Annotated in this window: 16 protein-coding genes; 4 read left to right on the plus strand and 12 right to left on the minus strand. The window is 37.1% G+C overall.

All coding sequences use genetic code 11. The annotated features are described in order from the left end of the window. Positions 1 to 13: 13 nt before the first annotated feature. The 6 genes from H1225_RS15115 to H1225_RS15140 all read right to left on the minus strand — a co-directional run bounded on the left by H1225_RS15115 (position 14) and on the right by H1225_RS15140 (position 5,792). Entirely contained in the window at positions 14 to 1,504 is a 1,491-nt protein-coding gene (locus tag H1225_RS15115; RefSeq protein ID WP_006534456.1) for a sodium:solute symporter family protein, read from the minus strand. A 51-nt stretch (positions 1,505 to 1,555) separates the two neighbouring features. Next, on the minus strand, positions 1,556 to 2,425 hold the full coding sequence (nanK, locus tag H1225_RS15120; RefSeq protein ID WP_115065699.1) for an N-acetylmannosamine kinase: 870 nt from the start codon (positions 2,423 to 2,425) through the stop codon (positions 1,556 to 1,558). Continuing rightward, positions 2,422 to 3,120 (minus strand): N-acetylmannosamine-6-phosphate 2-epimerase, encoded by a 699-nt coding sequence (locus H1225_RS15125; protein ID WP_072064997.1) that lies wholly within the window; start codon positions 3,118 to 3,120, stop codon positions 2,422 to 2,424. The genes nanK and H1225_RS15125 overlap by 4 nt, the downstream gene beginning before the upstream one ends. A gap of 201 nt (positions 3,121 to 3,321) precedes the next feature. After that, positions 3,322 to 4,017, minus strand: coding sequence for an oligogalacturonate-specific porin KdgM family protein (locus tag H1225_RS15130; RefSeq protein WP_006534451.1), 696 nt, complete (start codon positions 4,015 to 4,017; stop codon positions 3,322 to 3,324). 81 nt (positions 4,018 to 4,098) lie between these two features. Further along, positions 4,099 to 5,256: an N-acetylneuraminate epimerase gene (locus H1225_RS15135; protein WP_239739223.1), complete on the minus strand. Its 1,158-nt coding sequence runs from the start codon at positions 5,254 to 5,256 to the stop codon at positions 4,099 to 4,101. 329 nt (positions 5,257 to 5,585) lie between these two features. After that, the gene (locus H1225_RS15140) at positions 5,586 to 5,792 is read right to left on the minus strand and encodes a hypothetical protein (RefSeq protein WP_202612783.1); all 207 of its coding nucleotides are present in this window, start codon (positions 5,790 to 5,792) and stop codon (positions 5,586 to 5,588) included. 417 nt (positions 5,793 to 6,209) lie between these two features. Between H1225_RS15140 and H1225_RS15145 the strand changes: the two genes are divergently transcribed. Next, positions 6,210 to 7,526 (plus strand): sodium-dependent transporter, encoded by a 1,317-nt coding sequence (locus H1225_RS15145; RefSeq protein ID WP_072065000.1) that lies wholly within the window; start codon positions 6,210 to 6,212, stop codon positions 7,524 to 7,526. 86 nt (positions 7,527 to 7,612) lie between these two features. Here the strand turns inward: H1225_RS15145 and H1225_RS15150 are convergent, their stop codons facing one another. The 4 genes from H1225_RS15150 to H1225_RS15165 form a co-directional block, all read right to left on the minus strand. Then, positions 7,613 to 8,983 (minus strand): class-II fumarase/aspartase family protein, encoded by a 1,371-nt coding sequence (locus H1225_RS15150; protein WP_239739227.1) that lies wholly within the window; start codon positions 8,981 to 8,983, stop codon positions 7,613 to 7,615. A gap of 11 nt (positions 8,984 to 8,994) precedes the next feature. Next, positions 8,995 to 10,551 carry a PTS transporter subunit EIIC gene (locus tag H1225_RS15155; RefSeq protein ID WP_006534444.1) on the minus strand — a complete coding sequence of 519 codons (1,557 nt, stop codon included), beginning with the start codon at positions 10,549 to 10,551 and terminating at the stop codon, positions 8,995 to 8,997. 331 nt (positions 10,552 to 10,882) lie between these two features. Beyond that, positions 10,883 to 11,623 (minus strand): MurR/RpiR family transcriptional regulator, encoded by a 741-nt coding sequence (locus H1225_RS15160; RefSeq protein ID WP_072065002.1) that lies wholly within the window; start codon positions 11,621 to 11,623, stop codon positions 10,883 to 10,885. Positions 11,624 to 11,820: 197 nt separating this feature from the next. Beyond that, the gene (locus tag H1225_RS15165) at positions 11,821 to 12,066 is read right to left on the minus strand and encodes a DUF2543 family protein (protein ID WP_006534442.1); all 246 of its coding nucleotides are present in this window, start codon (positions 12,064 to 12,066) and stop codon (positions 11,821 to 11,823) included. Between the two features lie 124 nt (positions 12,067 to 12,190). Between H1225_RS15165 and H1225_RS15170 the strand changes: the two genes are divergently transcribed. Next, entirely contained in the window at positions 12,191 to 12,907 is a 717-nt protein-coding gene (locus H1225_RS15170) for an RluA family pseudouridine synthase (protein WP_006534441.1), read from the plus strand. Positions 12,908 to 12,917: 10 nt separating this feature from the next. Here the strand turns inward: H1225_RS15170 and H1225_RS15175 are convergent, their stop codons facing one another. Together H1225_RS15175 and H1225_RS15180 are read right to left on the minus strand one after the other, a co-directional pair. Continuing rightward, positions 12,918 to 13,394, minus strand: a complete 477-nt coding sequence (locus H1225_RS15175; RefSeq protein WP_161669695.1) for a cold-shock protein — start codon at positions 13,392 to 13,394, stop codon at positions 12,918 to 12,920. 110 nt (positions 13,395 to 13,504) lie between these two features. Further along, on the minus strand, positions 13,505 to 14,038 hold the full coding sequence (locus H1225_RS15180) for a DUF2058 domain-containing protein (RefSeq protein ID WP_072065008.1): 534 nt from the start codon (positions 14,036 to 14,038) through the stop codon (positions 13,505 to 13,507). 184 nt (positions 14,039 to 14,222) lie between these two features. Here H1225_RS15180 and yajD point away from each other — a divergent pair, with 184 nt between their 5' ends. Together yajD and H1225_RS15190 are read left to right on the plus strand one after the other, a co-directional pair. Next, a complete protein-coding gene (gene yajD / locus H1225_RS15185) occupies positions 14,223 to 14,570 on the plus strand; it encodes an HNH nuclease YajD (RefSeq protein ID WP_006534437.1) in 348 nt (115 codons plus the stop codon). 698 nt (positions 14,571 to 15,268) lie between these two features. Next, on the plus strand, positions 15,269 to 16,975 hold the full coding sequence (locus H1225_RS15190; RefSeq protein ID WP_161670847.1) for a ShlB/FhaC/HecB family hemolysin secretion/activation protein: 1,707 nt from the start codon (positions 15,269 to 15,271) through the stop codon (positions 16,973 to 16,975). The last annotated feature ends 68 nt before the right edge of the window (positions 16,976 to 17,043 follow it).

The following is a 17,043-nucleotide window of genomic DNA, read 5'->3' on the forward strand; positions in this document are numbered from 1 at the left end:
AGATTATTCCCTATTAGTTTCCTGATGTTTCGTTCTCATCTAATGAAATTTGTTTTGCTGATGCGAAAAGCGGTGCTGTAACTGTGCCTGCAATAACAACAGACATTGCACCAATCACTCCATAGAAGAAGAAATTGAGATCACTGCCATAACGCGCGGCTAATACTGCAATAATACTGACAATGATCCCAACAATGGCACTACCTGCATTCGCGCGTTTAACAAAAATACCCAGCATAAACAAACCCGTCATGGGGCCACCCATTAAACCAATCAGACTATTAAAGGCATCCCAAATTTCAGATTCATCAGATAAAACTAACCAGATTGCTGCCAAGCTACTGAAGACGCCAGCAACAATAATGACTAACCTTGCGACTTTCATTTTTTGTTCGGCACTGCGCTCAGATTTACTTAAACGAGTATAAATATCAGAGTTAAAACAACTTGAAATACTGTTTAAGCTACTCGAAATACTGGATTGAGCCGCAGCAAAAATAGCGGCAATAATTAATCCTGCAATACCAACGGGCATTTCAGTCACAATAAACAGAGGCAAAATCCCTCCCGTATTAAAGCCTTCAGGTAAGAAATTAGGATTCTGTTTGTAATACACAAACAAGGCAGATCCAATAGCAAAGAAGAAGATAGGAATAATGGCAACTAATTTCGCATTCGTTATCAGTGTACGTTTTGTTTCTTCAATGGAATCTGTCACAATATAACGCTGCACCACATCCTGGCTTGCAGTAAACTGTTGAATATTAGCGAATAAAAAACCGATCATCAAAACAGGGATGGTGCTATCAGTCCAACTCCAACGAAATTGAGTCGTAGGAAAAAATTTATCGGCTTGTGATGTTGCAGTGAAAATTTCACTAATTCCGCCATCAACTTTAAAGCAGATCATAATAAAAATAAGAACTGCACCACCTGAAAGTAATAACCCTTGAATAACGTCTGTCCAAATAACCCCTTCAATTCCGCCCATCCATGTATAAATAATACAAAGCAAGCTAATCAGTACAATTAAGACAACAGGATCGATACCCATAAAAGGACGTAAAGCCAGTACAGTTAAATAAGTAATAATGGCAATCCGACCAATATGGAATAACATAAATGAAAGGCTGGCAAATAAACGACTGCGTACATCAAAACGTGCTTCTAAATATTCATAAGCCGAAGTGATTTTTAATTTTCTAAAGAAAGGAATATAAAAATAAAAAACTAAAGGCAAAATAGCGATAGCCAAGTATTGCCCGATAATAAAAGTCCAATCAGAGGTATAGGCTTTTGCTGGGATCGACATAAAAGTAATGGAACTTAAAGTCGTCGCAAAGACAGAAACTCCTGCCGCCCAACCTGGAACGCGACCTCCTCCACGAAAATAATCATCCGCTGTTTTTTGGCGTTTAGAGAAATAAACACCCACGAGTAACATTGCTGCCAAATAACCAAACAGCACTGCATAGTTAATAAAACCAAAATCATGTAATTGCATTTTTTAGTCCTGCCATATGTAGGGTAAAAGGTAAGTTTTACGACAGTTTTTTTATTGCTCTCTAGCCCAAAGGACAGCGCCCCAGAGCCCGGCATCATGATGATAGTGAGCCGATAATATCGGCACTTGTAATGCAACTGGTTGCTTTATCTGGGCAGCTTGAACGAGTTCGATATATCCCTTAGCTAGCCCGACACTTCCCCCAAGAACAACACAATCAGCATCCGTTGTTGCTTTAATATCGGTCACCAAATTTGCAATGGTGTTTGCTGAACGTTCAATAATTGATTTTGCTTGTGAGTTTCCCTGATGAAAGGCAGCAAAAATCGCTTTTGCATCTTTTCCAGCAAGTTCCTCTGTCGCTTGCGACGCAATTGCACGGCCAGAAGCAATTGCTTCAACACAACCATAGCGACCGCAACCACAAAGTGGACCATGAGGATCAGCAAGCGTGTGACCTAAATGGCCTGCAATACCTCTTTTTCCTGTAAAGAGTTGTCCTTGTTGAATTACGCCACCACCCACACCTGTGGATACAGTGATAAATGCCATATCAGAAATAGTTTCACGACGATGATCATACTCAGCCCATGTAGCTGCTTGAGCATCGTTGAGTAGCCAACAAGGCAATCCTGTGAGTTCAAAGAGTGTTTCTTTTAAAGGAAAATCTTTTAGCCCACCTAAATTATCAGGATTTAATGCGGTCAAAATGCCATTACAAATAATTCCTGTTGATGCAACAGCAACACTATCTGCATAGCTTTTTAGTGGTGTAGTAATAGCAACTAAGGCTTCATAAAGTTGCGTTGGTGATGCACTTGCTGGTGTGGCTATCTGAGTATGTTGTGTCAGTTCGTTATCTCGACTAATTAGTGCTGCCGAGATTTTTGTTCCTCCAATATCAATGGCTAATGTATTCATTTATCTAACTCCTGCTGCCACTTTAATGCCTGAGTAAACCAATCACAGACATGCTCAAGACGCGTTAATGCAGAACCTACTGTGACAGCCCAAGCACCAGCTTGCATTCCTCTTGCGGCTATCATTGGTGTGTTATAACGCCCTTCAGCAATCACTCGACATCCTTTTTCAGCCAATGCGGTAACCAGCTGCAAATCAGGTAATTTCGGTATTTCGCCACCGGTATAACCCGACATCGTTGAACCAATAAATTCAGTGCCTAACTCTTGGCAATACATGCCTTCATCAAAAGTGGCACAATCTGCCATCGCTAATTTTCCTAGGCGATGAATATGGGCTAGTAGCGTTTTCACTGGCACAGGACGTACACGATCAGTACCATCAAAAGCAATAATATCGGCACCCGCTTTAGCCAAGTCATCAACATCACTAAGCCACGGAGTGATCCTCACAGGGCTATCAGGTAAATCTCGCTTCACAATGCCAATAATCGGCACATCAATAAGAGGACGAGTTGCTCTTAAATTATCAATTCCCTCAATACGCACAGCAATTGCTCCTGCATTTACCGCTGCTTGAGCCATTGCAGCAACAATTTCTGGCTTATCCATTGGGCTATTATCAACAGGCTGGCAAGACACAATTAGTCCACCTTTTTGTTGAATATCTTTAGTCATCTTTTCAATTAGCGCCATTTTGAACTCACTGTTCTCTTTTTTTGAAATGTAACTCCAAATTATAGTATTTTACGGAGTTTAATTTCTCAATCAAAAAAACAGTAAATTGTGAAGAAGATCAAACAATAACCAAAATCACACAACTCACTGATAAATAAATAGAATAAAAAACAGAATGATGTTTACACCACTCTGCTTTTTTATTCCGTTTTACTTAAATTAAAAATGGAATTGCAACCCAACTCGATAACGAGTCTGACGATCATCGCTGAGAGGGCTTACAGCCATATTGCCAACTTCAATATAAGGTGTGAAAGTACTGTTGATTTGATAAGAGAGAGCGACGTTATGCTCATAATTGCGTTTCTTATTATCATATTTTATAGCGTCGCTATACATTTGGGTATAATCATATTCCACTTTAAATTTGTTATATTTATAACCGATAAAACCATCAAGGCGATTTGTTTTTTCATCATCAACACCTTGTTTTGTTTTACGGGCATAATCAAAACGATAACGTCCTGCAATATATAAACCATTATCAAAGTTATATTGTGCTTTTAAATAGGGTTTATATATAGAAGTATCTGTTACAGTTTCAAAAATAAGGCCAGGCTGCAATGTAATATGGTTATTTAGTTTATAGTTATAACTTAATCCCATTTCAATCGCATTATTAACAACATCACTAAATAGTTTATCTTTTTCACCATCAACACCACCCGATTTAACGCTAGCATCAATATAAAAACCAACGCCATTTGAAAAAGAGTGAATAAATGCAACTCTATCTTTATTAATTCGAGTAGAGTCTGCATATTCATGACGAAAGTCCAACGTAGTCGCATATAATTGAGATGATATTAATAAAGTACAGCATGACAATAAAAGTTTTTTCTTTTTATTTAGCATAATATTTATCCAAAAGGTGAGATCCCCTGAATTAAACAAGGAGATCTTTATAATTTATTTTAATTTATATGTAGGAAGAGATTATTCAATAATTAATTTTTTATCTTTCATCGTTAAAGTAATAACTGAATTAACAGCTTCACCTTTATTTGTTTCACCTCCAATTAAATAAAGTGAATTATTATGTGAGATAGTGACACCATAACCAAGAGGAAGAGGTAATTCACCAATGACTTTCCATTGATTATTAATAAAACCATAAATTTCTTTATGCCATGTCTTTTCTAATCCTTGATGCGCAAAATAATGTTGCTGTGCATATTTTTCCTGTGCACCCGGAAAATTAGCCCCACCAGCAACAAGTAAAGTATGCATACTATAACCTGTAAACGCACCAGCTAAGCCATCTTGCCGTTGATTAGATATAGGGGCGGGTAGTTTCTGAGCAACAGAATTCCATTGTAATTGATTATTTTTTAATGTGGCAGTTTGTACTTCACTGGTACGTAATCCAGGTTTTATTTCACCATTGATTAAAGTGATTTTATTGCCATCATAAGCTAATGCAGAACCTGCTGTTCCATTAAATGGCATAACACCTAATAATCGCCATTGATTATTTTCAGCATTATATTCCATTACATTTCGATTAAAAAAATAGCCTTCTACTGGCTTATTAAAATAATCACTAATGACTTTTTTATTTTCAATTTCATTCGATTTAGTTCGATTTAAATCCACGAAATAACCGTCAAATATTTGTTGATTAACACCACCAAGAATAATGGCTTGATCATTGTTAATGTTAATCCCTGTGTGCCCCACTAATCCATAAGGCGCTCGTGTATTGACCTTTTCCCATTTATTTTCTTTTGGTAAATAGCGATAAACATCCGTAAGCGCACTAATTGTTGCGCTATTTTCATTTTCTTTACCTGCTCCACCAAAAATATAAATATCGTTATTTAACTCTAGTGCAATAGCTTGCTCTCTTTGTGTTCCAGGAAAGTCTGCCATTTTTTCCCATTGTTTTATCGAATTATTGAGATCAAGCTTGTACCATGATTTCCCCGCTGTACCTAAACCAGCATAAATAACATTTTCGCTGATTGTTCCAGCCCCACTTTTAAATGTTACGGGTAAATTAGGGAGTTTTTCTGCAAAACTAGCAGACGTGAATATTGTCGTCACTAGCATTACAGAAAGACAGGTGTAAGATATTTTCTTTATTCTGTTCATACTTATTAGCTCTTATTATTGTCATCAAGTAGGGTATTTTTCTTGTATCTTAAATATCACTCCAATATATAATTATTTTCGGAGTTAAACTTCAAATCGATCTTTTCTGAATTGTGAAGGCGATCAAAATGTCTATTTTTTAATCTCATATTTTTACAGCTTTCTTTAAACTAAATTTAGGAATAAAAATCTGACTATGAAATGAAAAATAGTCACAACAAATTATTATTGAGATTTTATGCAGAATATAATTTTACTTCTTTTGCAGTAAAAAAATTTTATGACACAGGTAAAAATGGAGTTTTATTTCAAGTGCCTTTTTAATCGATTTAATGCTTATTTTTACCTTGTGTGTTAATTAAAAAACGAGTTATGTAACATGATGGAGTGGTGAGTTGATCACCTGAATATAAATAAGGTGTGCCCATATCTTCAATATCAGTGTAAGGCCATTGAATATGCGCTAAACCTGCCAATTTTTCATAAGTGACACCCAAAAATAGCGGACATATTCCATAACTTATTACGACCTTCAACTATTGGCATCAGAAAAACATTTAGAAATAAAAATTAACACTGAATTCTAATAAAATTTCTTTCTTTAGTTTGAATTTATGATATAAATAATAAATACGCATTTTGAAAAACAATATTTCATATTGCATTGCGATCATATCCATTTCAATAAAGAGCAAAAAGATGAACATGAACACCGATAACCGACTTTTAGGCCTAAACCTACTACTCCTTCGTTAGGTGGCCAAGCACGTTCATTTTTTTGCAAAAGCCACCAGTAAGGTGGCTTTTTTGTCTGTAGCCTTCTGGTGGAGCTGTTTTTAGGGGAGTTCTATGATGTATAGTTTCACCACAAGGATTAAAAGTTACAGTCACTTACCAACAACCTATTGTTTGGCAATCACCTCCATAACACACATGATTAAACAGGGGGAAAAATGAGCCAACAATGGACATCACGAATCGGCCATATCTTAGCAGCCGCAGGCTCTGCAATCGGTATTGGCGCAATCTGGAAGTTTTCTTATGTTGCCGCCAGTAATGGGGGAGGCGCATTCTTAATCGTCTTCTTATTATTCAGTTTTATTATCGGGCTTGCGGTATTACTGGCTGAGAATATCTTAGGTAGCAGCACTCACGCTGAAGCCGTTAATGCCTTTAAGAAAATGATGGGACGCAATTGGGTCATCATTGGCGTTATTGGTGTATTCAGTTCATGGTGTATTTATAGCTTCTATAGTGTTGTCGGTGGTTGGACAATTGGCTATACCGTTATGGCAGCAACAGGTCAGTTGAATATTACAGATAGCGCTGAATTAACTGGTATTTTTACCCACTTTATTAGTGATCCTTTATGGCCTATTTTGGCTCACCTTGCCTTTGCTGGATTAACCTGTTTTGTGGTTTTAGCTGGTGTACAACGTGGATTAGAAAAAGCCGTCAAAATCATGATGCCAATGTTATTTATCATTATGATTTTATTGATTATTGTTGGCATCAGCTTACCCGGTTCATCTGAAGGCTTAAAATTATTTTTATACCCTGATTTTAGCAAGTTAACCCCTCAAGGCGTGTTAGATGCGTTAGGGCTAGCCTTCTTTTCACTGTCTATCGGTTTAGGTATTCACATCACTTATAGTGCTTATTTAGCGGATAACAAAGGTATCGCTAATTCCAGCATGTGGGTGGTTATTTTGTCCTGTATGGTGTGCGTACTTGCTGGATTAATGATTTTCCCTGCTTTATCTGCCGCAGGTTTAGAGCCTAATGCTGGCCCTGGCTTAACCTTTATGACGATGCCGGTTTATTTTGCTCACTTACCCGGTGGCAATATATTAGCTGTGACGTTCTTTGTCCTGTTATTAATGGCGGCATTAACCTCTGCAATTTCATTACTTGAGCATATCGTCGCTTATGTGCAGATGCGTTTTCAGTGGACTCGTCGTCGTGCAGGGTTAGTGGTTACCGCCTCTATTATGTTGATGGGTATTCCAGTTTCATTATCTTTCGGACCGATGAGTGATGTGACACTGGGGGGGAAAACAGTCTTTGATTTGTTGGATTACCTGACTTCTAATATTTTGATGCCACTGTTTGGTATTGCAATGTGTTTAATCTTTGGTTGGTCACGTAGAGCGAATGCATTTATTCCTGAAAATATCACGGGATTAAAACGTCAAAGCTTATTATTGGTGTGGCGTTATATTGGTCCAATCTGTATCGGTATTATTTTAGTTCATGGTTTAATTGGCTAACTATCAACGAAAAAGAGCTACTCAAATGAGTAGCTCTTGACTTAACTGATAATGATTTTTTTTGGATACTTGATAGTTTTTACTATTTATTTATAACTTTGTTTAATTTCTTGAGAAATCGCTAACCCACGTTTTGCTTCTTTTTCAGCAAGCTCAACAGATAAACCGATGTAAGAGCGAGGATCTAGCATTGCTTTAATTTCATCCGCATTAAAGGTAGCGCTAATGATCTCATTCTTCATTAGGTTAGTGTAAAAATCCTCACCATCTGCTGCTGTTTTAATGGCTTCTTCATATAACAGTGAATGCGCTTTATCTTTACCTAATTTTTCTGCCATTTTCATCATAACGTATTCGGTATTATCTAATCCCTTATTTCTCATCACGTTATGTAGCATTCTCTCTTCATGAGGAACAATGGTTCTTGAAAGCTCTTCCGTTCTTAACAAAACTTCTGTTGTCAGTTCTAACGCTTCTTCAATTAAGCCATCGAATAACATATAAGAACTGCTATCACCTTCATAAGGTCTTACCGCAGAGTACATCCCCACATTAGGTAACGAGTACAATTTCTGAGAGTTAGCAATAATACCTTTCGCTAATTTTGGATTAATTTTATGAGGCATCGTGCTACTACCCACAGTGCCTTTGGTAAATCCTTCAGAAACCTCAGCAATTTCTTCTAATGTAGTGCTATAAACTTCTTCACCAATTTTATGGCAGATATTAGCCATCAGTGCCAAGTTCATCATGTACTCTAATTTATGTGTACTTAGGTTACGTGATGGCACTTCCATTGCTTGCATACCCACCAATTCAGCAACGCGTTTTTGTACTTTCATTCCCACTTCAGGCATTGAGTTAAAAGCACCTACAGCGCCACCCATCATAATGGTGAATACACGCTTCTCACACTCTTTCATGCGCTGATAGCAGTCAATAAAATCGCTGATCCACACTGACACTTTATACCCGTAAGTGATAGGAATAGCATGACGACCGTGCGTTCTACCCGCCATTACCATATGTTTTGTTTTTTCAGCGAGGTTTGATAAGTTTTCAATAATTTCGCTTAACAACAACATAAATTTGTTATGTACGGTTTTCATCATATACAGCTGTGAGCTTTGCTGTATATTTTGTGTGGTAATGCCGTAGTGCACATATTTACCACTCTCTTCAGAGCATGCATTCACTAGTACTTTTAAGAAAGGCACAAAGCCATGACCGATTTTTTGATAAATACGGTTCATCTCTTCAAAATCAATATTCTCTATAACCGCCTTTTCTTTAATTTCATCTGCGGCAGACTGTGGAATAAAACCATATTCAGCTTGTGCTTGCGCTAACATTGCTTCAAACATCAACCAAGTTGAATATTTAGCTTCATTGGACAGCAGCTTTTTTATACCGCGATCATCGATTGTTTTACTTTTAGAATCGTATAACGCTCTCATCATGTATCCTTTTATTTCTTCATTGCTTCATCAACAGCATTGCGAACAAATTCGACTTTAGGGCCATAAACGACATGGACATGGTTTGCTGCCGGAAAGAAGAATGCTGTACATCCAGACTCCAACATTAATTCTTTATCTATTTGATTAACTTCATTAATATCAATACGTAGCCGTGTAATACAGTTATCAACATTACGAATATTTTGTTTGCCACCTAACGCCTGAATAAGAATGTCTGCAATTTCGCCATAACGTTTTTCTTTGATTAGCGTATTTTTCATATTGCTTGATTCTTCTCTACCTGGCGTTTTGATATCGAATTTGACGATAGCCCAGTAGAAAATGAAGTAAGTCACAACCGCCAGTGCGCTACCAATCAACACTAAGAAGATCCAGTTAGTGTGTTCGTACAGCAAACCAAAGATAGTGAAATCAAAGACGGTGCCTCGGATATAACCAATTGCAACACCAGCAAAAGAGAGCAGAACTGCGCCAATACCTACGATAATCGCGTAAATTAAATAAAGTAACGGTGCGATAAAGACGAAGGTAAATTCAAGCGGTTCGGTAACGTTACCTAACATGGCAGTTAAGACCATCGTCACCAACATCGATTTAACTTCAGCGCGGTTCTCTTTTTTCGAGGTTTTATAAATTGCTAATGCAATCGCAGGGAATAAGAACAACGTAACCAACATTTGTTGCTGAGCCATAAAACGTGTCAAGCTTGGCATCATTGCCCAATATTCACTACTTGGCCCTTGGTTAAATAACACTTCTGTCATTGCTGGAACAACGCCCACATAGGTTTGGCCGTCAATCACATAAGAACCACCAGCTTCAGTAAATCTAAACAGAACGTTCCAGACATGGTGTAAACCAAATGGAATAAATAGACGCTCACCACCTGCGGTAAAGAAAGGTCCGACAGGACTTAAGAAGACAGCCGAGAGCTTAGTTAAGCCCATGACTAATACTTCCCAAATAAATGGCAGTAATGCACCAACGCCAATCATTAATCCGACCATAATAATGGCGACAGATTTTTTTCCTGAGAAGAAGGCAAATGCGGTCGGTAATTCAAGGTTATAGAATTTATCGGTAGCCCATGCAGCGATTAATCCGGTGATAATCCCCCCTGCGGCACTGATGTTCATAGTTTGTATACCAAGCACCTTGATTTGCCCCACCTGTGTCATAATCGCAGGATCGGCAAGTTTTCCAGTCAATACCAACCAGATATTGATTGTACTTATCAAGGTTAAATAACCCACCACAGAGGCAAAGACCGCTATCCCCTTATCTTTGTGGCTCATACCATATGCCACACCCATTGCAAATAAGAGTGGGATATTGTCAAACACAACGCCCGCAATAGAACGGATACTCACTAATAAAGCATTGACTGTTTCATTTCCTAAAAAAGGAAAGCGTGCAATCATATAAGACTGAACTAAAGCACCACTGATCCCCAAGATCATACCGATAGGTGCCAATACGCCGATTGGTAGAAGTAGGGTTCTACCAAAGCGCTGAATAGATTCGCTGAACTTTTTCCTGGCCATATTTGTTTCCTTATGACTTCTCGAATATAAAAGAATTACCGAGGTACTCTAGCTTAGGGATTATAGGAAATGAATGACGTGGCGGTTTTAAATATTATCTCAGGTCACAACTTATGACTTAGGTCTTTTTTAATTATCAACTTAATCAATAACAGTGAATAAATAATTTTACTCTATTAAATAATATTTATTTTAGAACTTAGAAGTAAGATTGAAAAGAAAGACTATTTTAGAATAAATGATAATTATTCTAACGGAATAGATTAATACTATTCACGCTTTAATAATTAAAAGAGGAGCTAATAAATCAGATAGATGATGTTATCTTTTTTTAAAGTAGATTTTCCAGCTCGTTAATCAATAAATCTACCAGCATAAAAAAACCAATACGTGATTTGGTATCGTCTTTTTTTGTATCATGATTATCCGCAAAACAAAATAGCGCATGTGTTGCGTAACTGGTTAATTCATTAGTATTAAATGCTGTCATGCTAATGATATTGGCATCTTTTAACTGAACGATTTTTGCTGTCTCGATGATTTTCTTGGTGCCACCAGAAAGAGAGATGAAAATAACGGTGTCGTCTTCATTAACAAGACGCGTAAACGAATCAGATAAATTGTAATCATTAATAAAAAAGCAATGTAGACCTAATGCAAACAATAGGTGTTCAAGGTAATACCCTACGGCTTTACTGGTGCCTCTTGCAACAATAAAAATATTCCTAGAATGGCGTAAAGTTTTTGCACACTCCTGAATTTGTGCTTCATTAATTAAGGTAAATGTTTTATTAATGTTTTTTTCTAACTGTTTTTTATAAGATGCCGCACTCGTCTTTTCAACCTTATTTCTGGTCAAAATATAATTATTAATTTGGAATTTAAGCTCTTTAAATCCACTAAACCCTAATTTTTGCGATAAATTAATGATCACCGTTTTTGATACAAAGGTTTTGGCAACTAAATCATTAATATTTAAATATGGAATATCCGCAATATTATCGGTGAGATATTTTAATACTTTTTTTTCGCTGATCGTTAAATTGTCATAATTTTTTAAAAAATCCAGCATATCTCACCCAATAAATTAATCTAACGCATTCTATGAAAACAGCAAACATCAAAAAAGCAGCTCTGTTCTTTCTGCGAGTTTATGTGAAATAAAGTACATTACGAGTATACGTCAAATCATACAGTTATGTAGGCTCAGAGTGATATTTTGTGAATTAGGATAATATTGAGCCCACTTTTTAATGAGCCCAATACGTGTTATTCATTACCCCAGCGATTTAGAAATTCAGCGATATCATCAATGCGTTTTTTATCAATACCCGCTTCTTTTGCCATCTCTTGTTGTGCCGATTCACTAATTTCTTCGTTATTTGTGAGTCGAGTGAGTAACAACTGAAAATAAAGTGCCAGCGCATCTTCTTCAGCTTGAGCGACAGGCTTTGCGGATTCCATCGCATACTCTTCTACCATGTCATAATATTTAAAATGAATGTCATTGTTCATAAGTTATTCCCAAGAATTAACGTTTATACTCGCCATATTCAAATGAGTAAGAGTATATCTCTACATTCGCCTGATAACCTAAAATTCGCTATCATCCACTTTCTTCTTTTTTGCGGATAAGCTGATGTCTACGATTATCGATACTTTTATCGCCCCACCTTGCCATGATGAAATCGAGATCCTTTATCAAGACGAGCACTTAGTTATTATTAACAAACCAACCGGACTATTGAGCTTATCGGGAAAAAATCCACAAAATATCGATTCGGTGCATTATCGATTAGTGAAGCTATTTCCAGGATGTACGCTTGTTCATCGGCTTGATTTTGGCACATCTGGATTGATGATTGTGGCACGCAATAAAGCAATCAATGCGCTTTTATGTCAGCAATTTAGCCAGCGCAATATAACCAAAATATACAACGCACTACTATGTGGTCATTTGAAAAAGAATGAAGGGGTGATTGATGCACCAATTGCAAAAGATCCCGCTCTATTCCCACGCATGTCGATTTGCCCTATTAATGGTAAACCTGCACGCTCTGGTTATCACGTTATTGAGCGTTTTTATCATACATTAGAAGATGGAACATTATTGCCTTTAACACGCGTACAATTTACCCCTGAAACAGGAAGAACGCATCAACTTCGTATTCACAGCCAGTTTATAGGGCATTCTATTTTAGGTTGTGATTTATATGGTGGATGCGACGGAGGTTTAATTGAAAAAAGGGAAGGAACTGAACGGACTCCGCGACTTATGCTTCATGCAAGTGAACTTCATTTTGTTCACCCTATTAGCCAAACACCAATAAAAGCGCGTTGCGAAAGCCCGTTTTAAATGTCGATATTTACAGTTTGAGCGCTTTTACTGTTTCATCGATATCGAGTTCATCTTCAGTAAAAACTATCTCTGTTCCATGCATTGTCATGATCGCCAGTTTTCTCAAAGTACGCATATTATTAGCACCATCCGCTGATTTTGGTCTGATGCTATTCATTAAAGTCCCGACAGAAAGTACCGTGTTTTCTTTATCGATATGCGTATCTGCGGATACTTCCTCACTATAAATTCGAAATGATTTAATAGATGTTAGCTTAATTCGCTCACCTGCAATATAAACGTATTTGCTGTCTGGGATCACTTTAACCGCATACGCAGACAGCCCTTTGGTATTGGTGGTCGGCTCAAAAGTGACATTTGCATCTGTCTTTATCAAAGCAGGGTTGGCAACTTTAATCACATGAAAATAACGGTTATCCCCGTTTTCATCTTTAATAAATCCAAAACCTTTATCTTCAAACCACTTTGTGATTATTCCGTTCATTGCCATTATTATCGCCTACTTAATCGTTTATCTACAAAAATTTGCTGATGCAGTATAAAGCACAATGCTTATACAGACTATGCCTGTGAGCGAATATGCTACGTTGCTTACTACCACATCAAATCATCTGGAATTTTAAAATCAGCATAAGGATCGTCTTCATCTTGTTCTGTCTCGCTAAGCGCGTTATTTAACAAGATACAGTCCACATCTCTTTGTGTAATTTTATCCGCAACACTGGCTGGAATAATCGCGTATTCCGTTTTATCTGCACTATCCAGACGAGCAATAGCAAGACGCCCACTAATTAATTGAGATTGCGTTAGTTTATCCACTACGATGTTTTTAATCACATTATTGTCAGTGAAATTAAAATCAATATCACCTTTTGCTGGTGTAATTCTATTCATCTCAATAAGTTGCTTAACTTGCGCTTTATATTCTTTAGATAAAGTTGCTTGTTTTTGTTGTTCACTAAGCAGTCTATCGCGCTCAAGTTGGGCTTTTTTATTTTCTTCTACGGCTTCTCTTGCTTCTCGCGCTTGAACGCGTGATTTTTTTGCCGTTCTTTGGACTTTTGCCATTTTTTTACTGGTCACAAGCCCTGCTTTTAACATTTGCTCTTGTAAGGTAAGTTTTGCCATTTTTATGCCTAAATCTGCTCAATCATTTTTGAAATTATACCTGTAATTTTCAAGAGTGCATCAGATTGTAAGATTGGTCGTTTATTAGAAAAATAGGACTAGTGCGATTTGAACCTACCTGTGTATTTAGAGTATATTGGAAAAACTATCGCCAAACCTTCTCTTATAACAGGTAATACTAACAATGGCTCTGATCCCCAAAAACTATGCACGGTTAGAAAGTGGTTACCGTGAAAAAGCACTGAAAATCTATCCGTGGGTATGTGGACGTTGTGCTCGTGAGTTTGTCTACTCGAACTTACGTGAACTAACCGTTCATCATATTGATCACGACCATACCAATAACCCAGAAGATGGTAGTAACTGGGAGTTATTGTGTCTGTTTTGCCATGATCACGAACATTCAAAATATACAGAAGCAGACCAATACGGCACAACTGTTGTCGCAGGTGAAGATGCGCAAGATGATGTCGGTGCAGCAACCTATAATCCTTTTGCTGATTTAAAGTCGATGCTCAATAAGAAAAAATAGTATTATTAACATCTGCAAATAATATAAAAATAACACTGTGATTTAGTGAATATAATAAAAATAGTAAGGCTTCTCTTTTTACTGATTTATTTCAGTAAGCCTTTCTATACTCTACCTCTCAACTTTTTATCCATATTTAAATTATCATAATGAAGTTTTTAATACTCTTTTAATGACAAAAAATAATTAGCAAATTAAATTCATTTAAATAACCTGATAACCAATACTATTAAAGAGTTCTTTTCATTAGAAAACACAATCAATCTATTAAATAGAAAACCAATCACCCCACATCAAAAAAACCTTTGTTTTCTTTATATTAATTGGATCACATCTCAATATTTCTATATGACTTCTTAAATAAATTATTAATAAATAATAAGCGCAATTAATCATAAATACCATAAAAGAAAACTATTTAAATAGTTTATTAACTTATAAAAAAACAATAAGATAAATTTAAACTTATTAGCAATATAATAAATCTCAAAATTTTAAATCAATACAAAATTACCTTGATTTCTTCATACTAACTTGGCTAAATTAAAACCAAGGCAAATCTAATTAAGTTATTATTTTAAATATTCATGGCATTACTTCTTATATATATTAGCGATAAATAGCATCGCCATTTTATTACTGCGTGATATATAAAACCATTGACTAACAATTAGCATTATTAGGAAGTTATTCAAACAATGAATAAACATCATTATATAAAATGGGGATTGTTCTCTTTTTATTTTTTATCTATTCCGTTAATTGCAGTACCATATACTTCCCCTATACCGGCAGAACAAGCCGTGTCGATTGATGATCGAGAACAACAACGCCAAAAAGAGCGAGTGCGTATTTTACAACAACAAAATAGACCTGATATTGATACTCGTCTTTCTCACTCAGATATCGAACTTCCTGACTACCCTATTAATGAAAAACCCTGTTTTTGGATTAATACCTTTACGCTTGAGGGCGAAACTTCTCGTGATTTTCAATGGACACTAAAAGCGGTAGATGACGCTAAAGATCATTGCCTTGGTGGACAGGGTGTTTTGTTAGTCGTGAACAAAATTCAAAATGAAATATTATCAAAAGGCTATGTCACCACTCGAGTTATGGTACAAGAACAAGATCTTACACAAGGTCATTTAACGCTCACACTACAACCCGGTCGAATTCATGAGATCCGTTTTGATGATAATGTCTCTTGGCGTGCTCGTTTATGGAATGCGATCCCCACATCATCAGGCAATATTCTTAACTTACGTGATATTGAACAAGGGCTGGAAAATTTTAAACGGGTACCGAATGTCACAGCAAACATTCAAATCGTCCCCGGCAAAGAAGATGCCACCAGTGATTTAGTTGTGAGTTGGCAAGAACAGCGCCCTATACGGCTAAGTTTGGGGTTAGATGATAGCGGTTCAAAAAGCACTGGGCGTTATTTAGGTTCGGCGACATTGGCCATTGATGCACCTTTCTCTCAAAACGACCTATTTTATGCCAATGTGGGTAAAGATTACTTTGATAATGGCCCATTTGGTAATCGTTCTTACACCTTTAACTATTTTATTCCTGTTGGAAACTGGGGCTTTGCCGCTAACTACAACCATTATACGTATCATCAAAACATTCCTAATGCGAATGAGATATTGCGCTACAGCGGTGAAAGCGACAATACCCAATTTACCGTATCCCGATTGCTATTTCGTAATCAGTTTCATAAAACCACACTCAATATGCGGGTCTATCGCAAGCATTCTACCAATGCGGTCAATGGGATTGATATTGACCAACAACACCGCCGAACCGCAGGGTGGGAAATCGGTTTTAACCAGCGGAGTTATTTCGGTAATGCCACCTTAGATGCCAACCTCAATTGGCGCCGTGGTACGGGGGCATTTGGTGCTCTACGTGCCCCCGAAGAAGACACTCACAGTGGGAGTGCCAGAACCGGACTTTTTTTAGGTAATATCGGTTTTAATCAGCCTTTTTCTTTGGGTAAGCAGCCTTGGCGCTGGAACACCTCGCTACGTGGCCAATGGAGTCAACATGCCTTAACTCCACAAGACAGAATGGCAATCGGTGGACGTTATACCGTGCGCGGTTTTGATGGCGAGCAAAACCTATCTGGTGAAAAAGCCCTGCTTTGGCGCAATGACATTGCGTGGAACCTGTTTTCTCAAGGACAAGAGCTCTATTTAGGTATCGACTATGGTCGTGTTGAAGGACAAAACACACGCTACCTCGTGGGACACCAATTAGCGGGTACAGCATTGGGTTTACGCGGCTCACTATGGTCTCGAATAAGTTATGACGTTTTTGTGGGTACACCACTTTATAAACCCGAAGGTTTCCATACTTCAGGTGCGACCGCTGGTTTTAATCTTAATGTAGAGATTTAGTCTTTCTGTGGCAGTTATTCCCTTGGTTTAACTAATCCTTTCTCTTTTTTTGGATTGTTGATTTTAAA

The sequence above is a fragment of the Proteus penneri genome, from assembly GCF_022369495.1.
In the GTDB taxonomy this organism is placed as follows: Bacteria; Pseudomonadota; Gammaproteobacteria; order Enterobacterales; family Enterobacteriaceae; genus Proteus; species Proteus penneri.

Coding starts and splice junctions, on each gene's coding strand:
- H1225_RS15115 (WP_006534456.1), bottom strand. CDS start 1,504: ATGCAATTACATGATTTTGGTTTTATTAACTATGCAGTGCTGTTTGGT.
- nanK (WP_115065699.1), bottom strand. CDS start 2,425: ATGAATACATTAGCCATTGATATTGGAGGAACAAAAATCTCGGCAGCA.
- H1225_RS15125 (WP_072064997.1), bottom strand. CDS start 3,120: ATGGCGCTAATTGAAAAGATGACTAAAGATATTCAACAAAAAGGTGGA.
- H1225_RS15130 (WP_006534451.1), bottom strand. CDS start 4,017: ATGCTAAATAAAAAGAAAAAACTTTTATTGTCATGCTGTACTTTATTA.
- H1225_RS15135 (WP_239739223.1), bottom strand. CDS start 5,256: ATGAACAGAATAAAGAAAATATCTTACACCTGTCTTTCTGTAATGCTA.
- H1225_RS15145 (WP_072065000.1), top strand. CDS start 6,210: ATGAGCCAACAATGGACATCACGAATCGGCCATATCTTAGCAGCCGCA.
- H1225_RS15150 (WP_239739227.1), bottom strand. CDS start 8,983: ATGAGAGCGTTATACGATTCTAAAAGTAAAACAATCGATGATCGCGGT.
- H1225_RS15155 (WP_006534444.1), bottom strand. CDS start 10,551: ATGGCCAGGAAAAAGTTCAGCGAATCTATTCAGCGCTTTGGTAGAACC.
- H1225_RS15160 (WP_072065002.1), bottom strand. CDS start 11,623: ATGCTGGATTTTTTAAAAAATTATGACAATTTAACGATCAGCGAAAAA.
- H1225_RS15165 (WP_006534442.1), bottom strand. CDS start 12,066: ATGAACAATGACATTCATTTTAAATATTATGACATGGTAGAAGAGTAT.
- H1225_RS15170 (WP_006534441.1), top strand. CDS start 12,191: ATGTCTACGATTATCGATACTTTTATCGCCCCACCTTGCCATGATGAA.
- H1225_RS15175 (WP_161669695.1), bottom strand. CDS start 13,394: ATGAACGGAATAATCACAAAGTGGTTTGAAGATAAAGGTTTTGGATTT.
- H1225_RS15180 (WP_072065008.1), bottom strand. CDS start 14,038: ATGGCAAAACTTACCTTACAAGAGCAAATGTTAAAAGCAGGGCTTGTG.
- yajD (WP_006534437.1), top strand. CDS start 14,223: ATGGCTCTGATCCCCAAAAACTATGCACGGTTAGAAAGTGGTTACCGT.
- H1225_RS15190 (WP_161670847.1), top strand. CDS start 15,269: ATGAATAAACATCATTATATAAAATGGGGATTGTTCTCTTTTTATTTT.